General features: G+C 63.5%; 20 protein-coding genes. 15 read left to right on the plus strand and 5 right to left on the minus strand.

The genetic code is table 11. The features are described from left to right. Positions 1-75 precede the first annotated feature (75 nt). From PSH78_RS12565 to PSH78_RS12590, 6 genes are all read left to right on the plus strand, one after another. Positions 76-1,548: a benzaldehyde dehydrogenase gene (locus PSH78_RS12565; protein ID WP_305500886.1), complete on the plus strand. Its 1,473-nt coding sequence runs from the start codon at positions 76-78 to the stop codon at positions 1,546-1,548. 46 nt (positions 1,549-1,594) lie between these two features. Continuing rightward, on the plus strand, positions 1,595-2,362 hold the full coding sequence (locus PSH78_RS12570; protein WP_305500888.1) for a coniferyl-alcohol dehydrogenase: 768 nt from the start codon (positions 1,595-1,597) through the stop codon (positions 2,360-2,362). A gap of 70 nt (positions 2,363-2,432) precedes the next feature. Beyond that, positions 2,433-4,082 (plus strand): DUF1302 domain-containing protein, encoded by a 1,650-nt coding sequence (locus PSH78_RS12575; protein ID WP_305500890.1) that lies wholly within the window; start codon positions 2,433-2,435, stop codon positions 4,080-4,082. Positions 4,083-4,097: 15 nt separating this feature from the next. Next, positions 4,098-5,459: a DUF1329 domain-containing protein gene (locus tag PSH78_RS12580; RefSeq protein ID WP_305500892.1), complete on the plus strand. Its 1,362-nt coding sequence runs from the start codon at positions 4,098-4,100 to the stop codon at positions 5,457-5,459. Between the two features lie 66 nt (positions 5,460-5,525). Further along, positions 5,526-6,629: a YCF48-related protein gene (locus PSH78_RS12585; RefSeq protein ID WP_305500894.1), complete on the plus strand. Its 1,104-nt coding sequence runs from the start codon at positions 5,526-5,528 to the stop codon at positions 6,627-6,629. A 52-nt stretch (positions 6,630-6,681) separates the two neighbouring features. After that, positions 6,682-9,102 carry an RND family transporter gene (locus tag PSH78_RS12590; RefSeq protein WP_305500895.1) on the plus strand — a complete coding sequence of 807 codons (2,421 nt, stop codon included), beginning with the start codon at positions 6,682-6,684 and terminating at the stop codon, positions 9,100-9,102. A 164-nt stretch (positions 9,103-9,266) separates the two neighbouring features. Here PSH78_RS12590 and mhpT read toward each other — a convergent pair whose 3' ends face one another. Beyond that, entirely contained in the window at positions 9,267-10,493 is a 1,227-nt protein-coding gene (gene mhpT / locus PSH78_RS12595) for a 3-(3-hydroxy-phenyl)propionate transporter MhpT (protein ID WP_305500897.1), read from the minus strand. Between the two features lie 311 nt (positions 10,494-10,804). Here mhpT and PSH78_RS12600 point away from each other — a divergent pair, with 311 nt between their 5' ends. After that, positions 10,805-12,112, plus strand: coding sequence for an OprD family porin (locus tag PSH78_RS12600; RefSeq protein WP_305500898.1), 1,308 nt, complete (start codon positions 10,805-10,807; stop codon positions 12,110-12,112). Positions 12,113-12,291: 179 nt separating this feature from the next. Here PSH78_RS12600 and PSH78_RS12605 read toward each other — a convergent pair whose 3' ends face one another. Next, positions 12,292-12,780 carry a MarR family winged helix-turn-helix transcriptional regulator gene (locus PSH78_RS12605; protein WP_305500900.1) on the minus strand — a complete coding sequence of 163 codons (489 nt, stop codon included), beginning with the start codon at positions 12,778-12,780 and terminating at the stop codon, positions 12,292-12,294. A gap of 214 nt (positions 12,781-12,994) precedes the next feature. On the opposite strand from PSH78_RS12605, the gene PSH78_RS12610 reads away from it, so the two are divergent. From PSH78_RS12610 to PSH78_RS12625, 4 genes are all read left to right on the plus strand, one after another. Next, entirely contained in the window at positions 12,995-13,825 is an 831-nt protein-coding gene (locus tag PSH78_RS12610; RefSeq protein ID WP_305500902.1) for a p-hydroxycinnamoyl CoA hydratase/lyase, read from the plus strand. Between the two features lie 105 nt (positions 13,826-13,930). After that, positions 13,931-15,379, plus strand: coding sequence for an aldehyde dehydrogenase (locus PSH78_RS12615; protein WP_305500904.1), 1,449 nt, complete (start codon positions 13,931-13,933; stop codon positions 15,377-15,379). A gap of 144 nt (positions 15,380-15,523) precedes the next feature. Continuing rightward, positions 15,524-17,401 (plus strand): feruloyl-CoA synthase, encoded by a 1,878-nt coding sequence (locus PSH78_RS12620; RefSeq protein WP_305500905.1) that lies wholly within the window; start codon positions 15,524-15,526, stop codon positions 17,399-17,401. 87 nt (positions 17,402-17,488) lie between these two features. Next, positions 17,489-18,202, plus strand: coding sequence for a GntR family transcriptional regulator (locus tag PSH78_RS12625; protein ID WP_305500907.1), 714 nt, complete (start codon positions 17,489-17,491; stop codon positions 18,200-18,202). 51 nt (positions 18,203-18,253) lie between these two features. Here PSH78_RS12625 and PSH78_RS12630 read toward each other — a convergent pair whose 3' ends face one another. The 3 genes from PSH78_RS12630 to PSH78_RS12640 all read right to left on the minus strand — a co-directional run bounded on the left by PSH78_RS12630 (position 18,254) and on the right by PSH78_RS12640 (position 21,319). Beyond that, positions 18,254-19,204, minus strand: a complete 951-nt coding sequence (locus PSH78_RS12630; protein ID WP_305500909.1) for a PDR/VanB family oxidoreductase — start codon at positions 19,202-19,204, stop codon at positions 18,254-18,256. After that, positions 19,201-20,286 (minus strand): aromatic ring-hydroxylating dioxygenase subunit alpha, encoded by a 1,086-nt coding sequence (locus PSH78_RS12635; RefSeq protein WP_305500910.1) that lies wholly within the window; start codon positions 20,284-20,286, stop codon positions 19,201-19,203. The genes PSH78_RS12630 and PSH78_RS12635 overlap by 4 nt, the downstream gene beginning before the upstream one ends. 127 nt (positions 20,287-20,413) lie before the next feature. Beyond that, complete coding sequence (locus tag PSH78_RS12640) at positions 20,414-21,319, minus strand: LysR substrate-binding domain-containing protein (protein WP_305500912.1); 906 nt, start codon at positions 21,317-21,319, stop codon at positions 20,414-20,416. A gap of 157 nt (positions 21,320-21,476) precedes the next feature. On the opposite strand from PSH78_RS12640, the gene PSH78_RS12645 reads away from it, so the two are divergent. From PSH78_RS12645 to PSH78_RS12660, 4 genes are read left to right on the plus strand one after another with little or no spacing between them, the layout of a single operon-like run. Next, entirely contained in the window at positions 21,477-22,601 is a 1,125-nt protein-coding gene (locus PSH78_RS12645) for an FAD-binding oxidoreductase (protein WP_305500914.1), read from the plus strand. Beyond that, entirely contained in the window at positions 22,591-22,920 is a 330-nt protein-coding gene (locus PSH78_RS12650; RefSeq protein WP_305500916.1) for a (2Fe-2S)-binding protein, read from the plus strand. The genes PSH78_RS12645 and PSH78_RS12650 overlap by 11 nt, the downstream gene beginning before the upstream one ends. Next, complete coding sequence (locus PSH78_RS12655) at positions 22,913-24,286, plus strand: FAD/NAD(P)-binding oxidoreductase (protein ID WP_305500918.1); 1,374 nt, start codon at positions 22,913-22,915, stop codon at positions 24,284-24,286. Before PSH78_RS12650 ends, PSH78_RS12655 begins: the two co-directional genes overlap by 8 nt. Then, positions 24,283-24,633, plus strand: a complete 351-nt coding sequence (locus tag PSH78_RS12660; protein WP_305500920.1) for a RidA family protein — start codon at positions 24,283-24,285, stop codon at positions 24,631-24,633. The genes PSH78_RS12655 and PSH78_RS12660 overlap by 4 nt, the downstream gene beginning before the upstream one ends. The last annotated feature ends 69 nt before the right edge of the window (positions 24,634-24,702 follow it).

Below are 24,702 nucleotides of genomic sequence, written 5' to 3' on the forward strand. Positions count from 1 at the left end.
CACACCTACGGCGTTTGCGCCAGCGTCGGCAAGGCGTGGCAAACGATGACAACAACAAAGAGCCGGGAGCTTTAAATGTCTGCATCCGAAAACCACTTGCTAGCCCAGGTGATCGCGTCCGAATGTGTCTTCAACGGGAACTGGGTGCCTGCCTCGGGCCCGTTGCTGACTATCATCGAGCCGGCCACCGGTGAGGCGCTGATGCGCAGTGCTTCGGCCGATGCGGCCGATATCGCCAAGGCCAGTCGCGATGCGGCCCTGGCGCAACCGGCCTGGGCTGCCCTCGGTCCACGGGAACGGGCGGCGATCTTTCGCAAGGCGGCTGACGTCGCCGAACGCTCCTTCGCGGAACTGGCGCTGTATGTCGCACGGGAAACCGGCGCGGCATTGTTCAAGGGCCAACACGAGGTGCGCGAGGCGATCGTGCTGTTGCATCAGGCCGCCGGCATGCTGTCTCAAGCCCATGGCGTGGTGCTGCCCAGCGAGGCCGGGCGCCTGTCTTATGCGCGGCGCTTGCCCCATGGGGTGATCGGCGTGATCTCACCGTTCAACTTCCCGCTGGTATTGTCGATGCGCTCCGTGGCACCGGCCCTGGCGGCGGGCAATGCGGTGGTGCTCAAGCCGGATCCGCAAACACCGGTCAGTGGCGGTTTTCTGATTGCCCGTCTCTTCGAAGCCGCGGGCCTGCCCAGGGGCTTGCTGCAGGTATTGCCCGGTGCGGCCGACGCCGGGGAAGCGCTGTGCCGTGATCCCAACGTCAAGATGATCGCCTTCACCGGTTCCACCGGCGCCGGTCGCAAGGTGGCCGAAGTGGCCGGGCGCAACCTCAAGAAAGTCGCGCTGGAGCTGGGCGGCAAAAACCCATTGATCGTCCTCGAAGACGCCGACCTGGACCTCGCCGCCCGCAATGCCGCGTGGGGCGCCTGGTTGCATCAGGGGCAGATCTGCATGGCCACCGGGTTGATCCTCGCCCATGAGTCGATTGCTCAGGCGCTCATTCAGAAACTGGTGGATAAGGCCCAGGCGTTGACCGTCGGCAACGCCGCCCGCGAGGAAGCCGCGCTCGGACCGTTGATCAACCAACGCCAGTTGCAACGCGTGCACGACATTGTCAGTGACAGCGTGCGCGCCGGGGCGAGGCTGGAAACCGGCGGTAACTACGACCGTTTGTTTTATCAACCGACCGTGCTCAGCGGCGTGAAGCCGGGCATGCGTGCCTTCGAGGATGAAGTCTTCGGTCCGGTGGCGAGCGTGGTCAGTTTCGCCAGCGACGAGGAAGCCATCGAGCTGGCCAATCGCAGCGAGTACGGCCTGTCGGCGGCGGTCATTTCACCGTCGGTGGGCCGGGCCATGGCCATTGGCGAGCGGTTGCACTGCGGCATGCTGCACATCAACGACCAGACTGTCGCCGACGAGTGCATCAACCCGTTCGGTGGGCGCGGCGCTTCGGGCAATGGCGGCAGTGTCGGCGGCCCGGCGGACTGGGACGAATACACCCAGTGGCAGTGGGTCACGGTCAAGGACAAGGCGCCTGTCTATCCGTTCTGACCGGTCGGTTTCAACGGGGCAGATAAAAATAACAAGAGGACTCAACATGAAACTCGACAACAAGATTGTGCTGGTGACCGGCGTCTCGTCGGGCATCGGTGCCGCCACGGCGAGCCTGCTGCGTGCCCACGGCGCCCAGGTGATCGGCGTGGACCTCAAGGCGCCGCACCAGACCCTGGACGGTTTTGTACAGGGCGACCTGAGCAGCGCCGAGAACATCGACCGCCTGCTGCCGCAGCTACCCGCACGGTTCGATAGCCTGTGCAATATTGCCGGGGTGCCGGGCACCGCCAATCCGCAACTGCTGGCGCGGGTCAACTACCTCGGGTTGCGCCACTTCAGCCAGGCGTTGCTGCCGCGCATCAATGCGGGCGGCAGCATCGTCAATGTCGCCTCGATCCTTGGCGCCGAATGGCCGCTACGCGTAGAGCAGCACAAGGCGCTGGCGCGCAGCGAAGGGTTTGCCGCCGGGCAAGCCTGGCTGGCTGACCACCCGGTGCCGGACCAGACCTGCTACCAGTATTTCAAGGAAGCCTTGATCGTCTGGACCTACCTGCAGGCCCAACCCTGGTTCCTGGAGCATTCGGTGCGCATGAACAGTGTCGCGCCGGGGCCGGTCTTCACGCCCATCCTCGACGACTTCGTGAGCATGCTCGGCGAGGCCCGGACCCAGGCCGATGCCCATCGCATGAAACGTCCCGCCTACGCCGATGAGGTAGCGGCGGTGATCGCCTTCCTGTGTGCCGACGAGTCGCGCTGGATCAACGGCGTCAACCTGCCCGTCGATGGTGGATTGGCCTCCACCTACGTCTGAGAACCCAAGCCGCCACCCGCGCGGGTCGCAGCAAAGCCATGCCAAACAATAACAATAATGAGAGCACCCCATGGACAACCTCAAAGACAGCTTTGGTTTCAAGCATTGCGCGCTATTCCTGGCGCTTTGCAGCAGCGGTGTGATGGGCGAGAGGGCCGAGGCCATGCAAATGGACCTGGGCGACTCCGACTGGAAACTGCGCTGGGACAACACCATCAAGTACAGTCAGGCCTGGCGCCTGCACGGACAGGACAGCCGTCTGGTCAACGCGCCGACCGCCAATGGCCTGTACCCCTCGATCCAGAGCCAGGGCGACAAGAACTTCAGCCGCGGGCTGGTCTCCAACCGTCTCGACCTGTTTTCCGAAATGGACCTCAGCCGGCAAAACTACGGGCTGCGGGTCAGCGGCGCGGCCTGGTACGACGATATCTACAACCAGGACACCGACAGCAGCGAGCAGCCACATTTTCTCAGCGAAACCCGTGAGCTGCATGGACGCGACGCAGAGATTCTCGATGCCTTCGTGTTCCTGCGCGGAGACCTCGGGGATGACTCCCAAGGCGTGGCGCGTCTTGGACGCCACAGCCTGATCTACGGCGAAAGCCTGTTCTACGGCGGCAACGGCATTGCCAATGCCCAGGGGCCGACCGATGTGGTCAAATTGCTCAGCGTGCCGGGCACACAGTTCAAGGAGATCCTGCGTCCGGTCAATCAGATTTCCGGGCAGTTGCAGATCAACCCGCAGCTGTCGGTGGGCGCCTACTATCAGTTCGAGTGGGAACGTTCCAACCTGCCCGGCGCCGGCAGCTACCTGAGCGATGCCGACGCTATCGGTTACGGCAGCGGTCCGCTGCGTGAGGTATTCGGCAACGACACGGTGAATGGCGGCGACCTGAAACCGCGCAATTCGGGGCAGGGCGGTATGCAGATCCGCTTCAAGCCGGCCGGCACCGAGCTGGAGCTGGGTTTCTACGCGGCCCAGTATCACGACAAGGCGCCGATCGGGTTGTATGCCTACCTGGACGGTCCGGCGGCTGCGGCCAGCGGACTGCCGATCCTCGGCTCCTATCGCCAGGTCTACGCCGAAGACATCAAGACCGCCGGCGTCAGCTTTTCTACCGCTTACGGTCCGTTCAACTTTGCCGGTGAATCGTCGGTGCGCTGGAACGCGCCGCTGGTGAGCAACCTGCAGGTAGTGACGCCCGGCATGCAGGCCGATGGTGGCGACGATGCGCTGTTCGCGCGAGGCAAGACCGCGCACGTCAACCTGTCGGCGATCTACCTGCTGTCGCCCAGCGCTTTCTGGGACGGCGGCTCGGCCCTGGCCGAGCTGGCCTGGAACCGCACCCTGAGCGTGACCGAGAACGCAGCGGCGCTGGATTCCAATACCACCCGGGATGCCACCGCGTTGCGAGTATTGATGGAGCCGGCGTACTTCCAGATCGTCGACGGGATCGACCTCACCGTGCCGATCGGCATGGGGATCGTGCTTGATGGACGTTCATCGGCGGTTAATAAATCCGGCTTCGGCAATACCCATTCCGGTGACTGGAGCGTCGGCCTCAAAGCCACCTACCTGCAGCGCTGGGATGTCGGCCTCAATTACGTGAACTTCTTCGGCGCACCCAAGGCCGGGCTGCGCGAGGACGGCAATTTCAGTTACGGCCAGTCGTTGGCCGACCGCGACTTCGTCTCGCTCTACCTAAAAACCTCATTCTAACAAGGTGGATTCGCCATGCAGAACCCAGCATTCCTGAACACCTGCGTCCTCGCCCTTGCCCTGGCCGGCATGAGCCTGGCGCAGGCGGCGGTATCGCCTGAGCAGGCCGCGCGCTTGAAAACCGATCTGACCCCCTTCGGTGGTGAGCGCGCCGGCAACGCCGATGGCAGCATCCCGGCCTGGCAGGGCGGTTATACCCAGGTCGCGCCCGGCTACAAACCGGGTGACAAGCGCCCCGATCCATTCGCCGGCGAGAAACCGCTGTACTCGATCAAGGCCTCGAACATGACGCAGTACGCCGGCCAACTGGCCGAGGGCACCCAGCTGCTGCTGAAGAAATATCCGGACTATCGCCTGGATGTGTACCCGACCCATCGCTCGGCCGCCGCGCCGCAATGGGTGTACGACAACACCAGCAAGAATGCCACGCGCGCCGCACTCGACGTGGACAGCGAAAAAGTCTCCAACGCCTATGGCGGCATCCCGTTCCCGATCCCTGAGAACGGTGCGCAGGTGCTGTGGAACTATCGGTTGTCCTGGCAGGGCGGCGACACCATCAGCTCGCCGTTCGATACCTGGCTGATGACCGCCGGTGGCAAGAAAGTCCAGGCGACCCGGGCCCAGTACACCTATCAGTTTCCCTATTACGTCGAAGGCGGCAGCCTGGAAAACTATTCGGGCAAGTACCTGCTGGGCAAGCTGTTCACCGAATTGCCCTCGTCCAAGGCCGGCGAGGGCCTGATGACCCATTGGGACCTGGACCCGGCCAATCGTGCGGCCTGGCAGTACCTGGTCGGTCAACGCCGGGTTCGTCGTGCACCGAACATTGCCTACGACACACCGGACTTCGTGACCTCCGGCGTCGGCCTGTTCGACGAGGCGTTCATGCTGTTCGGGCCCACCGATCGTTACGACCTCAAGCTGGTGGGCAAAAAAGAACTGATCGTCCCCTACAACAATAACCGCGCCGCGCTGGCCAAGAGCGACGAGCTGGTCAAGGTCGGCTTCCTCAATCCTGACCTGGTGCGCTGGGAGAAACATCGGGTCTGGGTCGTCGAGGCCACGCTCAAATCCGGCAAGCGCCATGTCGTGCCGCGTCGCACCTACTACGTCGACGAAGACTCCTGGCAGATCCTGATGGCCGACGGTTATGACGCCCAGGGCAAGCTCGGCCGGCAGATGTATTCGCTGACGCTGCTGGCACCGGACCTGCCGGCCCTGACCGCACAGGTCATGTGGGGCAGCTACAACCTCGACACCGGGGCCTACTTCCTCAATTCGTCGAGCAACGACCTGACAGTCCAATACCAGAAGGTCGCGAAGCCTTCAGCGTCCTATTTCACGCCGGATGCCATGGCCAACGAAAACATGCGTTGAACCAGTGGTGGCCGTGACGAGGGAGTTCGGCGCGGCCACTGACGATTTTCCAGGCGGGATGACGATATGAACGTTGAAAAAATCTTCGCGAGCCGCGGTCCGCTATGGACGGTTTGTGCCCTGGTGTGCTGCCTGTGGGCGAGCGTGCCTTGGGTCGCGCAGGCCACGACATTGGCCGTACTGCAGCAACCGGCGCTGCCAACGGCCAAGGCGCCGCGCGCGGTATTGCTCGGGCTGGCCCGGGCCGGTGAGCGCCTGGTGGCGGTCGGTGAGCGCGGGATCGTGCTGCTTTCCGACGATGCCGGAATGAATTGGCGCCAGGCCAAGGTGCCGGTCAGCGTCAGCCTGACGGCGGTGCAATTTGTCGATGCCGAACAGGGCTGGGCGGTCGGTCATCTGGGCGTGGTACTGCACAGCCGGGACGGCGGCGAAACCTGGGAAAAACAACTCGACGGCGAGCGTGCGATCGCCCTGGCGATGCAGGTTGCAGAGCGCGATGCCGATCAGCCCGGCGGTGCCAGCCAGTTGACGCAGGCTCGGCATATGCTCGCCGACGGACCGGATAAACCGTTCCTTGACCTGTACTTCATTGATCGATTGCACGGCTACGTGGTGGGGGCCTACAACCAGATTTACCGCACCGACGACGGCGGACGCAGCTGGCAGCCGTGGATGCGCCATGTCGACAATCCGCAGGGCTTGAACCTGTATGGCGTCCGCGGCGTGGGCAAGGACCTGCTGCTGACGGGAGAGCGCGGCCTGCTGTTGCGTTCGAGCGACGGCGGACAGTCGTTCCACGCCTTGAAGTCACCGTATGAAGGCAGTTTTTTCGGCCTGCTCGGCACCCGCGACGGGGCCTTGATTGCCTATGGTCTGCGTGGCAATGCCTGGTGGTCGGATGATCGAGGCAACAGTTGGCGACGCCTTGAGACCGCTATCGAGTCGACGCTGGCGGCAGCGCTTGAGCTGCGCGACGGCAGCCTGTTGTTGGCCAGCCAGGGTGGTGAGTTTTTATTCAGCCATGACCAGGGCCGCAGCTTTGACAAGCGTCAGAGCCGCAGCGGTGGCACGGTCGCCGCCGTGCAACAGGCGGTCGATGGCAGCCTCGCCAGCGTCGGTTTGAGCGGCGTGGCCGCCGACCAGGATCCGCGAGGCTCCAGTAAACCTTGAAACTTCACGGTGTAGCGCTATCGGGCCGCGGCTCGTGCAACAGGAGTCAAACTTGAAAGACGACAGAATCCAAACCGTGATCGGCCGCCAGGAAGACTTCGACCGGGCGTCGGGCAATTTCGCCGAGCGGGCGATTTTCAACCATCGACCGCTGGTAATCCTGCTGTGCCTGCTGGTGACCCTGGTGCTGGGCTGGCAAGCCACGCGCATCGGTATCAATGCCAGTTACGAGAAGACCATTCCCACCGGGCATCCCTACGTCGCCAACTTCCTGGAGAATCGCAGTGAGTTGAGCGGCCTGGGCAATTCGCTGCGTATCGCCGTGGAGGTCAGGCAGGGCAGTATTTTCACCAAGGACTATCTCGATACTCTGGCCAGGCTCAATGATGAGCTCTATCTGCTACCGGGCGTCGACCGCCCCTACATGAAATCGTTATGGACCCCGACCACGCGCTGGACCGCCGTGACGGAGGAGGGGCTCGATGGCGGCACGGTGATCCCTGACGACTATGATGGTTCGGCCAGCAGCATCGAACAGGTGCGCACCAACGTAGGCCGTTCCGGTGAAGTCGGCCAGTTGGTCGCCGGCAACTACAAGTCCAGTGTGATCTTCGTGCCGCTGCTGGAGATCAACCCGCAGACGGGCAAGGCGCTGGACTATGGTGAGTTTTCCCGGCAACTGGAGGCGTTGCGAGACAAGTACCAGACCGACGACCTGCGGATCCATATCACTGGTTTTACCAAGATCGTCGGCGACCTGATCGAGGGAATGACCCAGGTCCTGCTGTTTTTCGTGGTGGCGGTACTGGTGACGGTGATGGTGCTGTTCGGCTACACCCGTTGTGCGCGCAGCACCCTGGTGGTGGTGACCTGTTCGCTGGCCGCCGTGCTTTGGCAACTGGGGCTGCTGGCATTGCTCGGTTACGAGCTGGACCCCTACTCGGCACTGGTGCCGTTCCTGGTGTTCGCCATCGGCATGAGCCACGGCGCGCAGAAGATGAACGGCATCATGCAGGACATCGGCCGGGGCACCCACCGGGTGGTTGCCGCGCGCTATACCTTCCGCCGGCTGTTCGCCGCTGGCATCACTGCCTTGCTCTGTGATGCGGTGGGCTTTGCGGTGTTGCTGCTGATCAACATCCGGGTGATCCAGGACCTGGCGGTCACCGCCAGCCTCGGGGTGGCGGTGCTGATCTTCACCAACCTGATCCTCTTGCCGATCCTGCTCAGCTACATCGGCGTCAGCCCGGCAGCGGCGCAACGCAGCCTGAGTGCGGAAACCACCGAACAGCAAGCGCAGATCAAACATCCGCTGTGGCGCGTGCTCGATCTGTTCACCCAGCGGCGCTGGGCCATTGGCGCCATGCTGGCTGGCTTGCTGTTGGCCGCGTCTGGTTTTGCCGTGAGCCTGCACCTGAAGATCGGCGACCTGGACCCCGGCGCTCCGGAGCTGCGTGCCGACTCGCGCTACAACCTCGATGCGCTGTTCATGACGCAAAACTATGCGGCCAGCTCGGACATCTTTGTGGTCATGATCAAGACCCCGGAGGATCAGTGCACCCGTTACGCCAGCCTGTCAGCGGTCGACGCGCTGGCCTGGCAACTGGAGCAATTGCCCGGCGTGGAATCGACCACCTCGATGGCGGCGCTGAGCAAGATCGCCACGGCCGGGTATAACGAGGGCAATTTCAAATGGTATGAGCTGATCCCCAACGACGGCGCGCTGGGCGCCGTGCAAACCCGCGCGCCGCGAGAGCTGTTCAACCAGGGCTGCTCGATGCTGTCGCTGTACGTCTACCTGGCCGATCACAAGGCTGACACCTTGAACCGCGTGGTGGAGGCCAGCGAGCAGTTCATCGCCGGGCATCAGTTGCCAGAGGTCAAGTTCATGCTGGCGGCCGGCAGTGCGGGGATTGAAGCGGCGACCAATATCGTCGTGAAGAAATCCATGCGCGAGATGCTCTTCTGGGTCTACGGCGCGGTCAGCCTGTTATGCCTGCTGACGTTCCGCAGCTGGCGCGCCACCCTTTGCGCGATGCTGCCGCTTATGCTCACTTCGATTCTGTGCGAGGCGCTGATGGTGGGGCTGGGCATGGGCGTCAAAGTCGCGACGCTGCCGGTCATCGCCCTGGGCGTGGGCATCGGCGTCGATTACGCGCTCTATGTGCTCAGCGTGATCCTGGCCCGTATGCGTGCCGGCGACACCCTGGCGCAGGCGTACTACCAGGCGCTGTTATTCACCGGCAAGGTGGTGTTGCTGACAGGCATGACATTGGCGGTGGCGGTGTCGACCTGGGCTTTTTCGCCGATCAAGTTCCAGGCCGACATGGGGATTTTGCTGGCCTTCATGTTCCTGGTGAACATGCTTGGCGCCCTGATCCTGCTGCCGGCCCTGGCATGGTGGCTGTTGCCGCGGAAGGTGTTTGAAAAGAAGCCTGAACTGAGCCGGCGCGAGCGCTGGGTGAGGGGCTGAAGCGGTCATCCTGTGGGAGCGAGCCTGCGCGCGAAAGCGGAGCGTCAGTCGGTGAATAGGCTGAGCGTGCAGGCCCCTTCGCGAGCAGGCTCGCTCCCACAAAGGAACTTGGCGTAGACCTTTGTCATGACCGCCGAAAGTCCGATGTGGGAGCAATAGCTCCGTCAGGATTTCTGCGCCACCGGCTCTGCCGTGCCCAACCGTGGCCCGGCCGAGCGGCGGATCACGCTGAGGATGGCCAACGTCGCCACCACCAATCCAGGGGAAGTCGCCAGCAACACCGCGGTGGTCCCGCCGCCGGCCGCGAGGATCTGGCCGGCGGCCAAAGGCCCGGCCACCGAGCCCAGGCGCCCGATGGCAACGGCTGCGCCGACGCCGGTAGCACGTACCGCCGTATGGTAGGAGGGCGGCGCCGAGGCATAAAGCACCAGTTGTGCCGCCATGACAAACAACCCGGCGGCAAACCCGGCGATGCCCATCGGCATGATGCCCACCGACAAACCGACCCCGGCCAGGGCGCTCAGCAGGCCGGCATAGACAAACAGCACTACCTTGACGGCGTTGAAACGGTCAAGCAACAAACCACCGATCAACGACCCCAGGGCCCCGCCGATGTTGAACAGCATCTGCACCAGGCCGGCCTGGGGTTTGCTGAAACCTTGTTCCACCAGCAAAGAAGGCAGCCAGTTGAGCAGCATGTACATCACCGTCAGGGTGAAGAAATAACTCAACCAGAGGCCCAGCGTTGTCAGCCCCCGGCCTTCGCCGAACAGCGCCTGACCGGTCGAACCACGGACCTCGCCTGCGACGTGTCGTATCTGCTTGAAAGCGCTGGACTCCGGCAGCCACAGCAGCATCAACGGCACCACCAGCAAGGGCGCCAGGCCACCGATGAAGAACGTCATCTGCCAGTGCTCGCCAAAGGTCATGGCGACCACTGCCGCCAGCGCGCCACCCAGCGGAACCCCGGCGTACATGACACTGATGGCGGTACCACGGCGCTGTTCGCCCACGGCTTCAGCGCACAGCGCGATGAGGTTGGGCAGGGCGGCGCCCAGTCCCAGGCCGGTCATGAAGCGCACCAGCAGCAGGCTGGAGAACTGCTCGACATACGCGGTGCCGAGGGAAAACACGCCGAACAGCAGGACAGCGGCAATCAGGATTTTCTTGCGGCCGATGCGATCGGCAATCCAGCCGCCGAAAAACGCCCCTGGCAGCAGGCCGATGATCCCCGCGCTGAAGACCCAGCCCATCATCTTCGGGTCCAGAGCGAAGGTCTGTCGCAAGCCGGCGGCGGCGGTGCCGGCCGATTGAAGATCAAAGCCTTCGATCAGCGCGACGATGAAACACAGGGCAATGGTCAACGTCGCACGACGCGGCGGATGGTTCATGGCGAATCCTCTTATTGTTTTTGTCGGGACTGCGGCTCGGAGGGAACCCTGCAGCGTGGGATTAAGATTAACAAAGCTAACTAAAAAATGAATCGCGAGGAGCAAACCCGAAAAATTTTCGGTTTCTCTTGGAAATTCAGCAGCTTGATACCCATAGGAGAAACAGTCGCGATATTGGTTAATTATATTAACGTTCGATTATCGGACATTGCCGATTGACGAAGTACCGGGCCGTTTCCATTCTCTGTCCGCACAGCCCTCCACTCGGGGCTGCCTCGATAGAAAACAACAACAAAAAGCGGACATCGAACATGCCAGATATCATCCGGGACGCCCAGGCGGCGATCCCTGTTTCACCGCTCGTTCACTGGTTGGCCGGAACCGGGCTGAGTCTTCTTTGCAGCGTGGCGCTGGCAGAAGGCTTCATCGACGACAGCCACGGCACGTTGACCCTGCGAAATTACTACATGGATCGCGATTACAAGGACGACGGCGCCAAGACTGCGGCCCGGGAGTGGGCCCAAGGCGTGTTCATGAACGTCGAGTCGGGCTTTACCCCCGGTACGCTCGGATTTGGCCTGGATGTACGGGGGCTGCTGGGCATCAAGCTCGATTCCTCGCCGGACCGCAGCGGCACTGAACTGCTGCCGGTGTCGAGCAGCGACAAGCGCGCGGCGGATGACTATTCGCGGCTGGGCGTGACCGGCAAGCTGCGTTTCGGGCAAACCACGGTAAAGACCGGCGATGTCTCGATTTTCCTGCCGTTTGCCTTCGCCAGCCCGTCGCGGCTATTGCCGCAGACCTTTCGCGGGACAACCCTGAGCTCCAAGGACATCGACGGATTGACGCTGAACACCGGTTACATCGATCGCATCGCCCGGCGCGATTCCACCGATTACCAGCCGATGAGCATCGCCTCGCCCAATCGTCGTTTCAACGGCGCGGCGACCTCGTCGCACATGGCGTACGTGGGAGGCGACTATCAGGTCAGCAAGGACCTCGGCCTGCGCATCTACCACGCCGAAGTTGCCGATCTGTACCAGCAGAGTACCTTCGCATTGCTGCACAACCTGCCATTGGGTGATGGCGTGCTGACCACCGATCTACGGAGTTTTTTCAGCCGCGAGGAGGGCGCCGCCAAGGCTGGCAAGGTGGATAACCGCAACGTCTCGGCGCTGGTCGGTTATCGCCTGGGCGGGCATCGCGTCAGCCTGGGCTACATGCATTCGAGCGGCGATACGGCAACACCGTATGTGTCCGGCACTGAGCTGATGGGCTTGAGTGAAATGACCATGAGCTCGGATTTCCTCAACGCCAAGGAGCGCACCTGGCAAGCGATCCACGATTATGACTTCGCCGCCGTCGGCGTGCCCGGCCTGCGGACCCGGTTGCGTTACGTGCGTGGCGACCATATCGAGCTGGCGGCCCTCAATGCCGAGGATCGCAAGGAGCGTGAGTTCCAGATGGAGTTGGGTTATGTGATCCAGAGCGGCCCGCTGAAAAACGTCGGGCTGCTGGCGAGAAAGTCGATCTACCGGAACGATTTTCCGGGAACGGCGGCGTTTCGCGATGAAAACCAGACCCGGTTCCTGGTGACGTACAGCGTGCCGATCTGGTGATGTAAGGCGGCGATGTTCAGCTGTTGTGGCGAGGGGATTTATCCCCGCTGGGCTGCGCAGCAGCCCCCTTCTATCTGCCGCCTTGATCCGCCTGGTCGATCGAGGCGTCCAGGGGAGGGACTGCTGCGCAGTCCAGCGGGGATAAATCCCCTCGCCACAGAGATAACCGCCAGATTCATTTACTGGTAAACCTTCTTCAGCAACCGCAGCAGTTCCTCGCGCTCGGCACCATTGAGTGCGGCGGTAGAGTCGAGGTCGCTCTGGGCGGCGATCTGCTTGAGCTCCTTGAGCAGGGTTTCGCCGGTCTTGCTCAGGAAAATCCCATAGGAGCGCTTGTCCGGCTTGCAGCGCACCCGTACGGCCAGGGCGCGGCTTTCCAGTTTGTTCAACAAGGGCACCACTTGCGGTGGCTCGATGGCCAGCGCCTTGGCAAGGTCTGCCTGCATCAGGCCGGGGTTCTGGTCGATGATCGCCAGGGCCGAGAACTGGGCCGGTCGCAGGTCGTGGACAGCAAGACGGCTGATCAGGTTCTGGAACAGTTTCAACTGCGCGCGACGCAAGGCGTAACCGATCAGGTCATCCAGCGCGGAATCCAGCGGCGCCTGCGTGTCGGTACCGTCGGCCAGGGGCTCGGCGGCGGCTTCGGCAAGCTTGGAAGACTTGGCCATCGAAAGGTGCATCCTCAAGGTCAGTGATTAACAAGGCTATCCAGTTTGCCGGGGTTGCCGCGCGGTGGCTACGGTCGCTGGTATTTTTTGTTCTCCAACCTTGCATCCAGGCCGCCAGGAAAATACAGATAAATCGATTAATAGTTAATTGACATAACTAATATTCGAGGTTAGTTTTTCTCCATCTTCAGCCAAGAACAAGAGAGCACGCGCCATGAGCAACTACGAAGGTCGCTGGACAACGGTCAAGGTCGACATCGAGGAAGGCATCGCCTGGGTAACCCTCAATCGCCCGGAAAAACGCAACGCCATGAGCCCGACCCTCAACCGCGAGATGATCGATGTGCTGGAGACCCTGGAACAGGATCCCGCCGCTGGCGTGCTGGTACTGACCGGTGCGGGGGAGGCCTGGACCGCCGGCATGGACCTCAAGGAATATTTCCGCGAAGTGGATGCCGGGCCGGAAATCCTCCAGGAAAAAATCCGTCGCGAAGCCTCGCAATGGCAATGGAAACTGCTGCGCATGTACGCCAAGCCGACCATTGCCATGGTCAACGGCTGGTGCTTCGGCGGCGGCTTCAGCCCGCTGGTGGCGTGCGACCTGGCGATCTGCGCCGACGAAGCCACCTTCGGCCTTTCGGAAATCAACTGGGGCATCCCGCCCGGCAACCTGGTGAGCAAAGCCATGGCCGATACCGTGGGCCATCGTCAATCCCTGTACTACATCATGACCGGCAAGACCTTCGGCGGGAAAAAAGCCGCCGAGATGGGCCTGGTCAATGAAAGCGTACCGCTCGCGCAACTGCGTGAAGTCACCGTGGAGCTGGCGCGCAACCTGCTGGAGAAAAACCCGGTGGTGCTGCGCGCGGCCAAGCATGGTTTCAAGCGTTGCCGCGAGCTGACCTGGGAGCAGAACGAGGACTACCTCTACGCCAAGCTGGACCAGTCGCGCCTGCTCGACACCGAGGGCGGCCGAGAGCAGGGCATGAAGCAGTTCCTGGACGACAAGAGCATCAAGCCGGGCCTGCAAACCTACAAACGCTGAGACGACAGCGCGGCGGGCGCCATCGTGGGCCCGCAGGTTGTTCGTCCAAGGCCCTCGGCGCTACTGTGAACGTGTTCCCGATAAAGACAATAAAGAGGAATCACCATGCTGGACGTGCCCCTGTTGATTGGCGGCCAGTCGTGCCCGGCCCGCGATGGCCGGACCTTCGAGCGCTGCAACCCGGTGACCGGTGAAGTGGTGTCCCGCGTGGCCGCCGCCACGCTGGAAGATGCCGACGCCGCCGTGGCCGCCGCACACGCTGCCTTCCCGGCCTGGGCCGCGCTGGCACCCAACGAACGTCGCACCCGGCTGTTGCGCGCGGCCGAGCAGTTGCAGGCGCGCAGCGGCGAATTCATTGCCGCCGCTGGCGAAACCGGCGCCATGGCCAACTGGTACGGCTTCAATGTGCATCTGGCGGCAAACATGCTGCGCGAAGCCGCCTCCATGACCACGCAAATCAATGGCGAAGTCATCCCTTCGGACGTGCCCGGCAGTTTCGCCATGGCCTTGCGTCAGCCCTGTGGCGTGGTGTTGGGCATCGCGCCGTGGAACGCCCCGGTCATTCTCGCCACCCGCGCAATCGCCATGCCCCTGGCGTGCGGCAACACTGTGGTGCTCAAGGCCTCGGAAGTCAGCCCGGCCGTGCACCGCCTGATCGGCCAGGTGCTGCAGGACGCTGGCCTGGGCGATGGGGTGGTCAATGTCATCTGCAACGCGCCGGCGGATGCGCCGGCCATTGTCGAGCGCCTGATCGCCAACCCGGCGGTGCGGCGGGTCAACTTCACGGGCTCGACTCATGTGGGGCGCATCGTCGGCGAACTGTCGGCGCGTCATCTCAAGCCGGCATTGCTGGAGCTGGGCGGCAAGGCACCGCTGCTGGTGCTCGATGACGCCGATCTTGACGCAGCGGTGCAGGCGGCGGCGTTTGGGGCCTACTTCAACCAGGGCCAGATCTGCATGTCCACCGAGCGCCTGATCGTAGACGCGAGCGTGGCCGATGCCTTTGTCGCCCGACTGACCGCGAAGATCGCGACCCTGCGCGCCGGCGATCCTGCCGCGGGTGATTCGGTGCTGGGCTCGCTGGTGGACGCCAGCGCCGGACTGCGCATCAAAGGCCTGATCGACGATGCCCTGGCCAAAGGCGCCAGATTAGTCGCCGGCGGCCAACTGGACGGCAGTATCCTTCAGCCGACCTTGCTCGACGGCATCACCCCGGACATGCGCCTGTACCGCGAAGAATCCTTCGGACCGGTAGCGGTGTTGCTGCGCGGCGACGGTGACGAAGCGTTGCTGCGCCTGGCCAACGATTCCGAGTTCGGCCTGTCGGCGGCGATCTTCAGCCGCGATACCAGCCGCGCCCTGGCGCTGGCCCAACGGATCGAATCCGGCATCTGCCACATCAATGGCCCGACCGTGCACGACGAGGCGCAAATGCCTTTTGGCGGGGTCAAGTCCAGCGGCTACGGCAGCTTTGGCGGCAAGGCCGCCATCGAGCATTTCACCCAGTTGCGCTGGGTGACGATGCAGAACGGCCCACGGCACTACCCGATCTGAAAATCCGTCGCATCGCCGGCGATGGGCCCCCCGCGCCATCGCCCGATGCAGGCCAGACATGACAATCACAAGGCCGCAGCCAGACGCTGCCACGCTCCGCTCGCGTCAAGCGACCCGAGCGTGCCTTGATGGAGGAGATGCACCGTGAGTTCCGAGTTCAGATCATCCTCCCGGCCCGAACCTGCGCGCTATCGCCAGGTGTCGATCGGGCATCCAGCCGTTGAAGTGAAGGAAGAGCAGGGTATCCTGCACATGCGCTCCCTGGAGCCCTTGGCGCCGTTGCCGTCGCGCCTGCTCGATCGCCTGGTGCACTGGGCCCGGGTGCGACCGGACCAGACGTTCATTGCCGCTCGCGAAAACCAGGGCGATTGGCGTCACGTCAGCTATGCCGAAATGCTCGACAGCGTGCGGGCCATTGCCCAAGGCCTGCTTCGTTATGGCCTGTCGGCCGAAAAACCCCTGGCGCTGCTCTCGGGTAACGACATCGAGCACTTGCAAATGGCCTTGGGCGCAATGTACGCCGGGATTCCCTATTGCCCGGTGTCGCCGGCCTATTCGTTGCTGTCCCAGGATTTCGCCAAGCTGCGGCACGTCTGCGACCTGTTGCAGCCGGGGCTGGTATTTGTCAGCGAGGCCGCGCCGTTCGAGCGCGCGATCAACGCGGTATTGCCTATGGATATCCCCCTGGTCAGCGTGCGCGGAGAAATACCTGGCCGCGCCAGGACAAGCTTCGCCAGCCTGCTGGCGCAGCCGGGCGGCAGCGAGGCCGAGCGGGCTTTCACCGCCACCGGCCCGGACAGCATCGCCAAGTTCCTGTTCACCTCCGGCTCCACCAAGCTGCCGAAGGCGGTGATCACCACCCAACGCATGCTTTGCGCCAACCAGCAGATGCTCTTGCAGACCTTCCCGGTGTTTGGCGAGGAACCACCGGTGCTGGTGGATTGGCTGCCCTGGAACCATACGTTTGGTGGCAGCCATAACGTCGGCATCGTGCTGTACAACGGCGGCACCTTCTATCTGGACGATGGCAAGCCCACCGTCCAGGGCTTCGCCGAAACCTTGCGCAATCTCAAGGAAATTTCCCCAACCGCCTACCTGACCGTGCCCAAGGGCTGGGAAGAATTGGTCAGCGCGCTGGAACAGGACGCCGAGTTGCGCGAGCGCTTTTTCAAGCGCATCAGCCTGTTCTTCTTCGCCGCGGCGGGGCTTTCGCAAAGCACCTGGGATCGCCTCGACAAGGTGGCCGAGCAGCATTGCGGCGAGCGCATCCGCATGATGGCCGGCCTGGGCATGACCGAAGCGTCGCCGTCCTGCACCTTCACCACCGGGCCGCTGTCCATGGCCGGCTACATCGGCTTGCCGGCGCCAGGTTGCGAAGTGCGGATGGTGCCGGTGGACGGCAAGTTCGAAGGGCGCTTTCGCGGGCCGCACATCATGCCCGGCTACTGGCGTTCGCCGCAGCAGACCGCCGAGGTGTTCGACGAGGCCGGTTTTTATTGTTCGGGCGACGCCATCAAGCTGGCCGATCCCGCCAACCCGCAGTTGGGGCTGATGTTCGACGGGCGCATCGCCGAAGACTTCAAATTGTCCTCCGGCGTGTTCGTCAGCGTCGGGCCGTTGCGCAACCGCGCGGTGCTGGAGGGCACGCCGTACGTCCAGGACCTGGTGGTGACGGCGCCGGACCGCCCGCACCTGGGCGCGCTGGTCTTTCCGCGCCTGCATGACTGCCGGCGCCTCTCGGGCCTGGAGCAGGACGCCAGCGACGCCGAGGTCCTGGCCAGCCCGCCGGTGCGCCAGTGGTTCGCCGACTGGTTGCAGCGCCTGAACCGCGAAGCCAACGGCAACGCCAGTCGTGTGGAGTGGATCGCACTGCTCGACGAACCCGCTTCCATCGACCGTGGCGAAATCACCGACAAGGGCTCGATCAACCAGCGCGCCGTGTTGCAATGGCGCGCGAAGAAGGTCGAGGCGCTGTATCGAGGCGAGGACCCGACGATCCTGCGTGCCGGTTCTGCCGGCTGACACCAGCCCCTGTGGGAGCTAGCAAGCTCGCTCCCACAATTGATTGCAATTACTATGGCGGCTCTCTCTCTTCTGGAAATCACTTGGATGAGCAAGCCCGGCCAAACGGTGCTGGTTGCGTTGCGTCGGATGATCGCCTCCGGCGAGCTGGCGGCCGGCGAGCGGCTGATGGAAATTCCCACGGCGCAGTTGTTCGGCGTCTCGCGGATGCCGGTGCGCATGGCGTTTCGCACCCTGGAGCAGGAAGGGCTGCTGGTGCGTTTTGGCGGGCGGGGTTTCCAGGTGCGCTCGGTCAGCGCCGAGGAGATTGCCGGGGCGGTGGAAGTGCGTGGGGTGCTGGAGGGCCTGGCCGCCCGACAAACCGCCGAACGCGGCTTGTCCGAGGAGGCTCGCCGGGCGCTTGAGCAGTGCCTGGTCGATGGCGATGAACTGTTCGCCAAAGGTTATGTGACCGAAGAGGACCTGGAGGTCTATCACGACCTCAACATGCGTTTTCACCAGGTAATCGTCGAGGGCAGCCACAACCCGGCCATCGCCGACGCCCTGGCGCGCAACGATCACCTGCCGTTCGCCTCGGTCACGGCCCTGGCGGTCGATCGCCAGAACATGGCCGGCGAATACCGCCGCTTCAACTATGCCCACATGCAGCATCATTCGGTGTTCGACGCGCTGGTCAATCGCCAGGGCGCCCGGGCCGAGGCGATCATGCGCGAGCACGCCAACGCGACCCTGCGTTACGCCGAGGTGTTTGGCTCGACGCTGGCGGATGAGCGGATGAAAGTGATCCTTAAATCCGAATGACCTATTAATGTGGGAGCGAGCAGGCTCGCTCCCACAGGGTGTTGTGGTGTTCTAAAGGTCCAGCACCAACAACGGCGTCCTCGACCTCGAACAGCACGGCGTGAACTGGTCGTTGCAGGCTTGCTCGGCTTCGGTCAGGAACATGTCCCGATGGTCCGGCACGCCTTCCAGCACGCGGGTCAGGCAGGTGCCGCAGACGCCTTGCTCGCAGGAAATCGGAACCTCGATGCCATGGCTTTCCAACACCTGGACCACGCTGCGGTCCGCCGGCACCTCGAAAACCTGACCGCTGCTGGCAAGCTTCACCGAGAAGCGGCCATCGGCTGTGGTGTCGATCGGCGCCGCGGCGAAGTATTCCCGGTGCAGATTGGCTTCCTGCCAGCCCTGGGCCTTGGCGGTGGCGAGGATGTGCTGCATGAACCCGCCGGGACCACAGACATACAGGTGCAGGTCGGCGCTGGGCGAAGCCAGTACCCGAACGGCATCCAGTGCGGTGACGGGTTCTTCATCGAAATGCAGGAATACCCGGTCGGCGTAAGGCGACTGCTCCAGGCGTTCGATAAAAGCGGCGCGGTCCCGGGACCGGGCACAGTAGTGCAATGCGAACGCGGCGCCGCTCTGGGCCAGATGCTCGGCCATGCACAGGATCGGCGTGATGCCGATGCCGCCGGCAAACAGCAGGCTGCCCCCGGCCGTGGGGGCCAGGGCAAACAGGTTGCGCGGTTCGCTGATGAGCAGCCGCGCGCCCGGCTGGATCTGTTCATGCAGGCTGCGTGAGCCACCTCGTGACGAGGGATCCTTGAGCACGCCGATGAGGTAGCGATGCCGTTCCTCCGGGTGATTGCACAGCGAGTACTGGCGAACCAGCCCATCGGGCAAATGCACGTCGATATGGGCGCCGGCGGTAAAGGCCGGCAGTGGCTGACCGTCGATGCTGGTCAGCTCGTAGCTGCAGATGTCCGCGGTTTCAATAGTGCGTGCCGCGACCTGGACTTCGATCATGGCCGTTGCTCCGCGTGCTGCGGCTGCCGGGTACTGGCGATCAGGGCGGCCTGTTGCTCACGCTCGCGGGCGATCCAGCGTTCCAGTACCCGACGCGACTGCACGCCGCCGGCATCGATGTTGAGCTTGAGCAGATTGCGTTGCGGATGGTCCAGCAGGTTGCGCTGCTGGCGTTCGAGCATCTCCAGGTCTTCGCTGAAGATCTTGCCCTGGCCCTCGCGAATACTCGCGGTCAGCGCTTCGTCCTGAGGCTGGAAGTGGCGGGCCATGCCCCAGAAGTACCAGATGGAGGTCTCGGTTTCCGGCGTGATGAAATCGACCACGATGCTCGACGCCTTGTATTGCGGCGCAGCGTGATAGCCACCGTGGCCGGCATGGGCCACGCCGACTTCGATCATTACGTGGCTGGGCGGGGTGAACCGGCAGATCTGCCAGCGATCCACCGGCACGTCGTCGGCCAGGTTGTTGCCGCGCAGCGCCATGCGCCAGAAGGGCGGAGCCATGATGTTTTCCATGTGGCGGGCGGTGACTACCTCGTCGCCTTCGACCGTGGTCACTGGCGGTGCCTCGTCGATTTCCTTCTGGCCGATGCTTGAGGCATGCACGTAGGTTTCGTGCGTCAGGTCCATCAGGTTGTCGATCATCAGGCGATAGTCGCACTGGATATGGAAGAGGCCGCCGCCATACGCCCATTCCTGGTTTTCCGCCCATTCCAGAGGATGGATCAGCGAGGGATCGGCCAATGCCTGTTCCCCCGGCCAGACCCAGATAAACCCGTAGCGCTCCTGCACCGCAAAGGTCTTGTTGCAAGGAAATCCCCGAACCCGTTGCCCGGGCATCTCGACAGTCTTGCCGTCGTCCCCCATGACCAGTCCATGGTAGCCACACACCAGGTTGCCATTCTCGACATAACCGAGCGAGAGCGGTGCGCCTCGATGGGGACAGAAGTCCTCGACGGCGGCGACTTTGCCGGCAAGCCCGCGGTAGAAAACCATTTTCTCGCGACAGATCTGCCGACCCAGCGGCTTGTCGGCAATCTCGTCCGGGGTGCAGGCAACGTACCAGGCGTTCTTGGGGTACATGAGAGGGATCTCCAGGCTGGTTTTGTTTTTATCAGTGGATCCATTAACTCTCTTAACTAATTTGCTTGTCAACGGTTTTGGTGGTTGTGCAGATGATCGGTGTTTCTCAATGGATCCATTGGCAGCTTTAAAACCGATAAGCCGCCGGTACCTGCGCCTCGATGAATCGCTGCATGTGTTCGAGGAAGCGCGCCTGCAGTTTCGACAGCGGTCCATGGATTGGCAGCAGCATGCTGAAGTCCATTTCGATCGCCGGTTCGAAGGCCCGGAAGACGATGCCGTTGCCGCGGTATTCAACGGCACTGATGGCGTCCACCAAGGCGACGCCCAGGCCTTGCTCAACAAAAGTGCACATCGGCTGGGACAATTGGGTTTCCAGGCGCAGCTCACGCTCGACGCCGTGAGCGGCGAAAATCGCGTCGATGTGTTGCCGGGAGCCGATGGATTGCGGATAGGAAATGAACCGTTCGCCCTGCAGGTCTTCCGGCTTGATGGACTCGTGGTCCTGTAGCCGATGGCCGGCGGGCAGGGCGCAGAGCATGCGCGTAGCCAGCAACTTTTCGGCGCGGGGACTCGGGTAGGTATTGGGCAGGACGATCAGGCCCAGGTTACAGCGCTGGCCTACCACCAGGTCAACGACTTCCCGCGAGGAATGCACCACCAGCGAGATCTGCACCTGCTCATGCTCGGCCATGAACGCGGCAATCGCCCGCGGCAGGAACGACAAACCCATCGCCGGCGCGCAGGCAATGTGCAGCGAACCGCGCTTGAGGTTGCGGATGTCCTGGGCCGTGCGCGCGATCCGCTCCACCCCCAGCAGCGAGCGCTGCACCTCCTGATACAGCGTCATGGCCTCGGCGGTCGGTTGCAGCCGGCCCTTGATCCGGTCGAACAGGCTGAAGCCGATGTCTTCTTCCAGGCTGGCAATCAGCCGGGTCGCGGCGGGTTGCGAGATGTGCAGCATTTCGGCGGCGCGGGTCACGGTCTGGCCGAGGATCACCGCGCGAAACGCTTCCAGCTGGCGGAGGTTCATAAGGATGCTCACCCATAACAAAAAGACATGAGCTATCAAAAATAAAGCATTTTTAATCAGCGTGGCAGCGTTCTAGGATCGATCGCATGAACTCGCCCGGCCATGAATCGGCGCTTCGCCGTACTTCAAAGGCCTTTGGAACAGCGATAAAGCAGTCATGCAAAAAACTGATGTGATCATCGTAGGTGGCGGCTTGGTGGGCATGTCCATTGCCTATGGCCTGGCCCTGCTCGGGCGCCAAGTGAGCGTGCTCGACGAGGGCGACGACGCGATTCGCGCCGCCCGTGGCAACTTCGGTTTGCTCTGGGTCCAAGGCAAGGGCTATGGAATGAGCCCGTATGCACAATGGACCCGTGATTCGGTGGCGCTGTGGCCGCGCTTCGCCGAAGCGCTGCAAGCCGACACGGGGATCGATATCCATCTGCGCCAGCAGGGCGGTTTCCAGTTGTGCCTGAGCGACGCGGAAATGGCCGAGGAAGCCGCGCACCTGGCCTGGCTGCGCGAGGCCCTCGACGGTGATTATCCCTATGAGCTGCTGGACAGAGCACAACTGCGCGGCCGTCTGCCGGGTGTCGGCCCCGACGTGGTGGGCGGCTGTTTCTCACCCATGGATGGTCACGTCAACCCGCTCAAGCTGTTGCGTTCGCTGCATGCGGCCTGCAAAGCGCGTGGCGTGACGTTGATCAATGGTCACCGCGTCGAGGCCATCGAACCACACGCCACGGGTTTCCAACTGCGCGCCGCCGATCAGCGCTGGTCTGCCGCGCAGGTTGTCCTGGCCGCGGGCCTGGGCAATCGGGCATTGGGCGAAAGGGTCGGACTGGACGTGCCCGTGCAACCCAATCGCGGGCAGATCCTGGTGACCGAACGGCTCAAGCCGTTCCTCCATTACCCCACGACGTATGTGCGCCAGACCGACGAGGGCACCGTGCAACTGGGCGATTCCCACGAGTCGGCCGGCTTCGACGACAGCACCGGCAGCCAGGTCATGGCCACGATCGCCCGACGCGCCGTGCAATGTTTCCCGCTGCTGGGTGACGTACGCCTGGTGCGGGCCTGGGGCGCGTTGCGGGTGATGAGCGCCGACGGGTTTCCGATTTACGAAATGCCCGAGGGCTGCCCGGGCCTGGCGGTCGTCAGTTGCCACAGCGGCGTGACCTTGGCCGCCGTTCACGCCCTGCGCCTGGCCCCGTGGATTGCCGGCGAGTTCGAAGACCCAGCCGTCAAGCCATTCGGCCTGCAGCGCTTCAATTCGCCAACCGAGGTGCGTCATGTCGGCTGAAAGCCTGTTCCGGCCTTTGGCCGTCTCGCAGAACCCGGTACTGATCGAGTTCGACGGCAAGCCCTTGAGCGTGCCGGGTGATGTCTGCCTTGCGGCGGCGCTGCTTGCCAGCGGAGTTCGGCATACCCGTGACAGCGCTGTCAGCGGCAGGCCCGCTGCGCCGTACTGCCTGATGGGCGTGTGCTTCGAATGCCTGGTGCGAGTGGACGGCCAGGCCAACGTCCAGTCGTGCCTGGTGACGGTGCGCCCGGGCATGCGCGTGCAACGCCAACGCGGCGCCGTCAGCCTGGCGCCGAACGAGGAGGAGACCGATGAGTAACGCCGTGATCGACTTGATCATCATCGGTGCCGGACCGGCCGGCATGAGCGCCGCCATCGAGGCCAGGGATCGTGGATTGTCGGTCGTGGTGCTGGATGAGCAGGCCAGTCCTGGCGGGCAGATTTATCGTCAGGTGCTTCAGGCCGATGCCCGCAGCCGCGCGGTGCTGGGCGAAGACTACAGCGCCGGGGCGAAACTGGCGGCGGATTTCCTCCAATGCGGGGCCCGTTACTTGCCCAACGCGGCGATCTGGCAAGTCACGCCCCAGCGTGAGGTGCACTACCTGATCGACGGCTGCGCAGAGGTTTTGCGCGGGCGCAATCTGCTGATCGCCACGGGCGCCTTCGAACGGCCGATGCCGATTCCCGGCTGGACCTTGCCCGGGGTCATGACTGCCGGTGCGGGGCAGATCCTCCTCAAGAGCGCGGCGCTGGTACCGGCGGGGCCGGTGGTCCTGGCGGGTTGCGGTCCGCTGTTGTACCTGCTGGCGGCGCAGTACCTGCGCGCCGGCATTACCGTAGAGGCGCTGGTCGATACCAGCCACCGTCGCGAGCTGCTGCGGGCCTGGCGACTGATTCCCGGTGCGTTGCGCGGCTGGCGCGATCTGCTCAAGGGCGTCGGGCTGCTGGCTGAAATGAAGCGTGGCGGCATCCGCCACTTTCGCGGTGCTGGCAACCTGCGTGTCGAGGGTGAGGACTGCGCCAGTGCACTGAGCTTCGACAGTGGAGGGCAGCACTTGCGAGTGCCCGCCGGATTGATTTTATTGCACCAGGGTGTGGTGCCGCACACGCAAATCAGCTGGTCGTTACGGCTGGTGCATGACTGGAGCGAGGCGCAGCTGTGCTGGGTTCCACGCCGCAATGACTTGGGCGAAACCAGCGCACCGGGCATTTTCATCGCCGGTGACGGCGCTGCCATTGGCGGCGCGCAGGTGGCGCGGCTGGAAGGGCGACTCGCTGCGATGGCGATTGCCGGTGTTTCTCGTGGAACGCGCACCGTTGAAAACGCCCTGCGCCGTGCCCGTGCCGCGCGGCCCTTGATCGATGTGTTGTATCGCCCCCCGGCAGAAAGTTGCGTCCCACCCGACGACGTCATCGTGTGTCGCTGCGAAGAAGTCACGGCTGGCGCTATCCGCCGCTACGTCGACCTCGGCTGCCTGGGTCCCAACCAGACCAAAGCCTTCAGCCGTTGCGGCATGGGCCCGTGCCAAGGGCGCCAATGCGGCTTGAGCGTCACCCAGATCATCGCCGCCCAGCGCTGCGTGTCGCCCGCTGAAGTCGGTTACTACCGCATCCGTCCCCCCCTCAAACCCATCACGCTGGCCCAACTGGCCGGCGAACGTCACTGCGTCGAGGAACCGTCATGACCATCCAACGTATCGAAAGCAACCCGCGCCTGAGCCGCAGCGTCGTGCACAACGGCGTGGCCTGGCTCAGCGGCATTGTCGCCGCCGATTGCAGCCAGGACATCCAGGGCCAGACCCGCCAGGTGCTGCAGCGGATCGACGAATTGCTCGCCGCGTCGGACAGCGACAAGCGCCGCCTGCTCAGCGTGCAGATCTGGATGAAAGACATGGGCCGCGATTTCGCTGCGATGAACGCGATCTGGAGCGACTGGGTCGACGCCGCGCATACCCCGGCGCGAGCCACCGCACAGGTGGCGTTCGATGACCCGCAGATCCTCCTGGAACTGATCGTGACCGCGGCGGTGTAGGGCCGCCGGACACTGCTGTGCCGCTATCGGGCAAGACCACCCCCAGAGTGGTCGCCCGCGCTTGTTCAG

This window comes from Pseudomonas sp. FP198 (assembly GCF_030687895.1).
In the GTDB taxonomy this organism is placed as follows: Bacteria; Pseudomonadota; Gammaproteobacteria; order Pseudomonadales; family Pseudomonadaceae; genus Aquipseudomonas.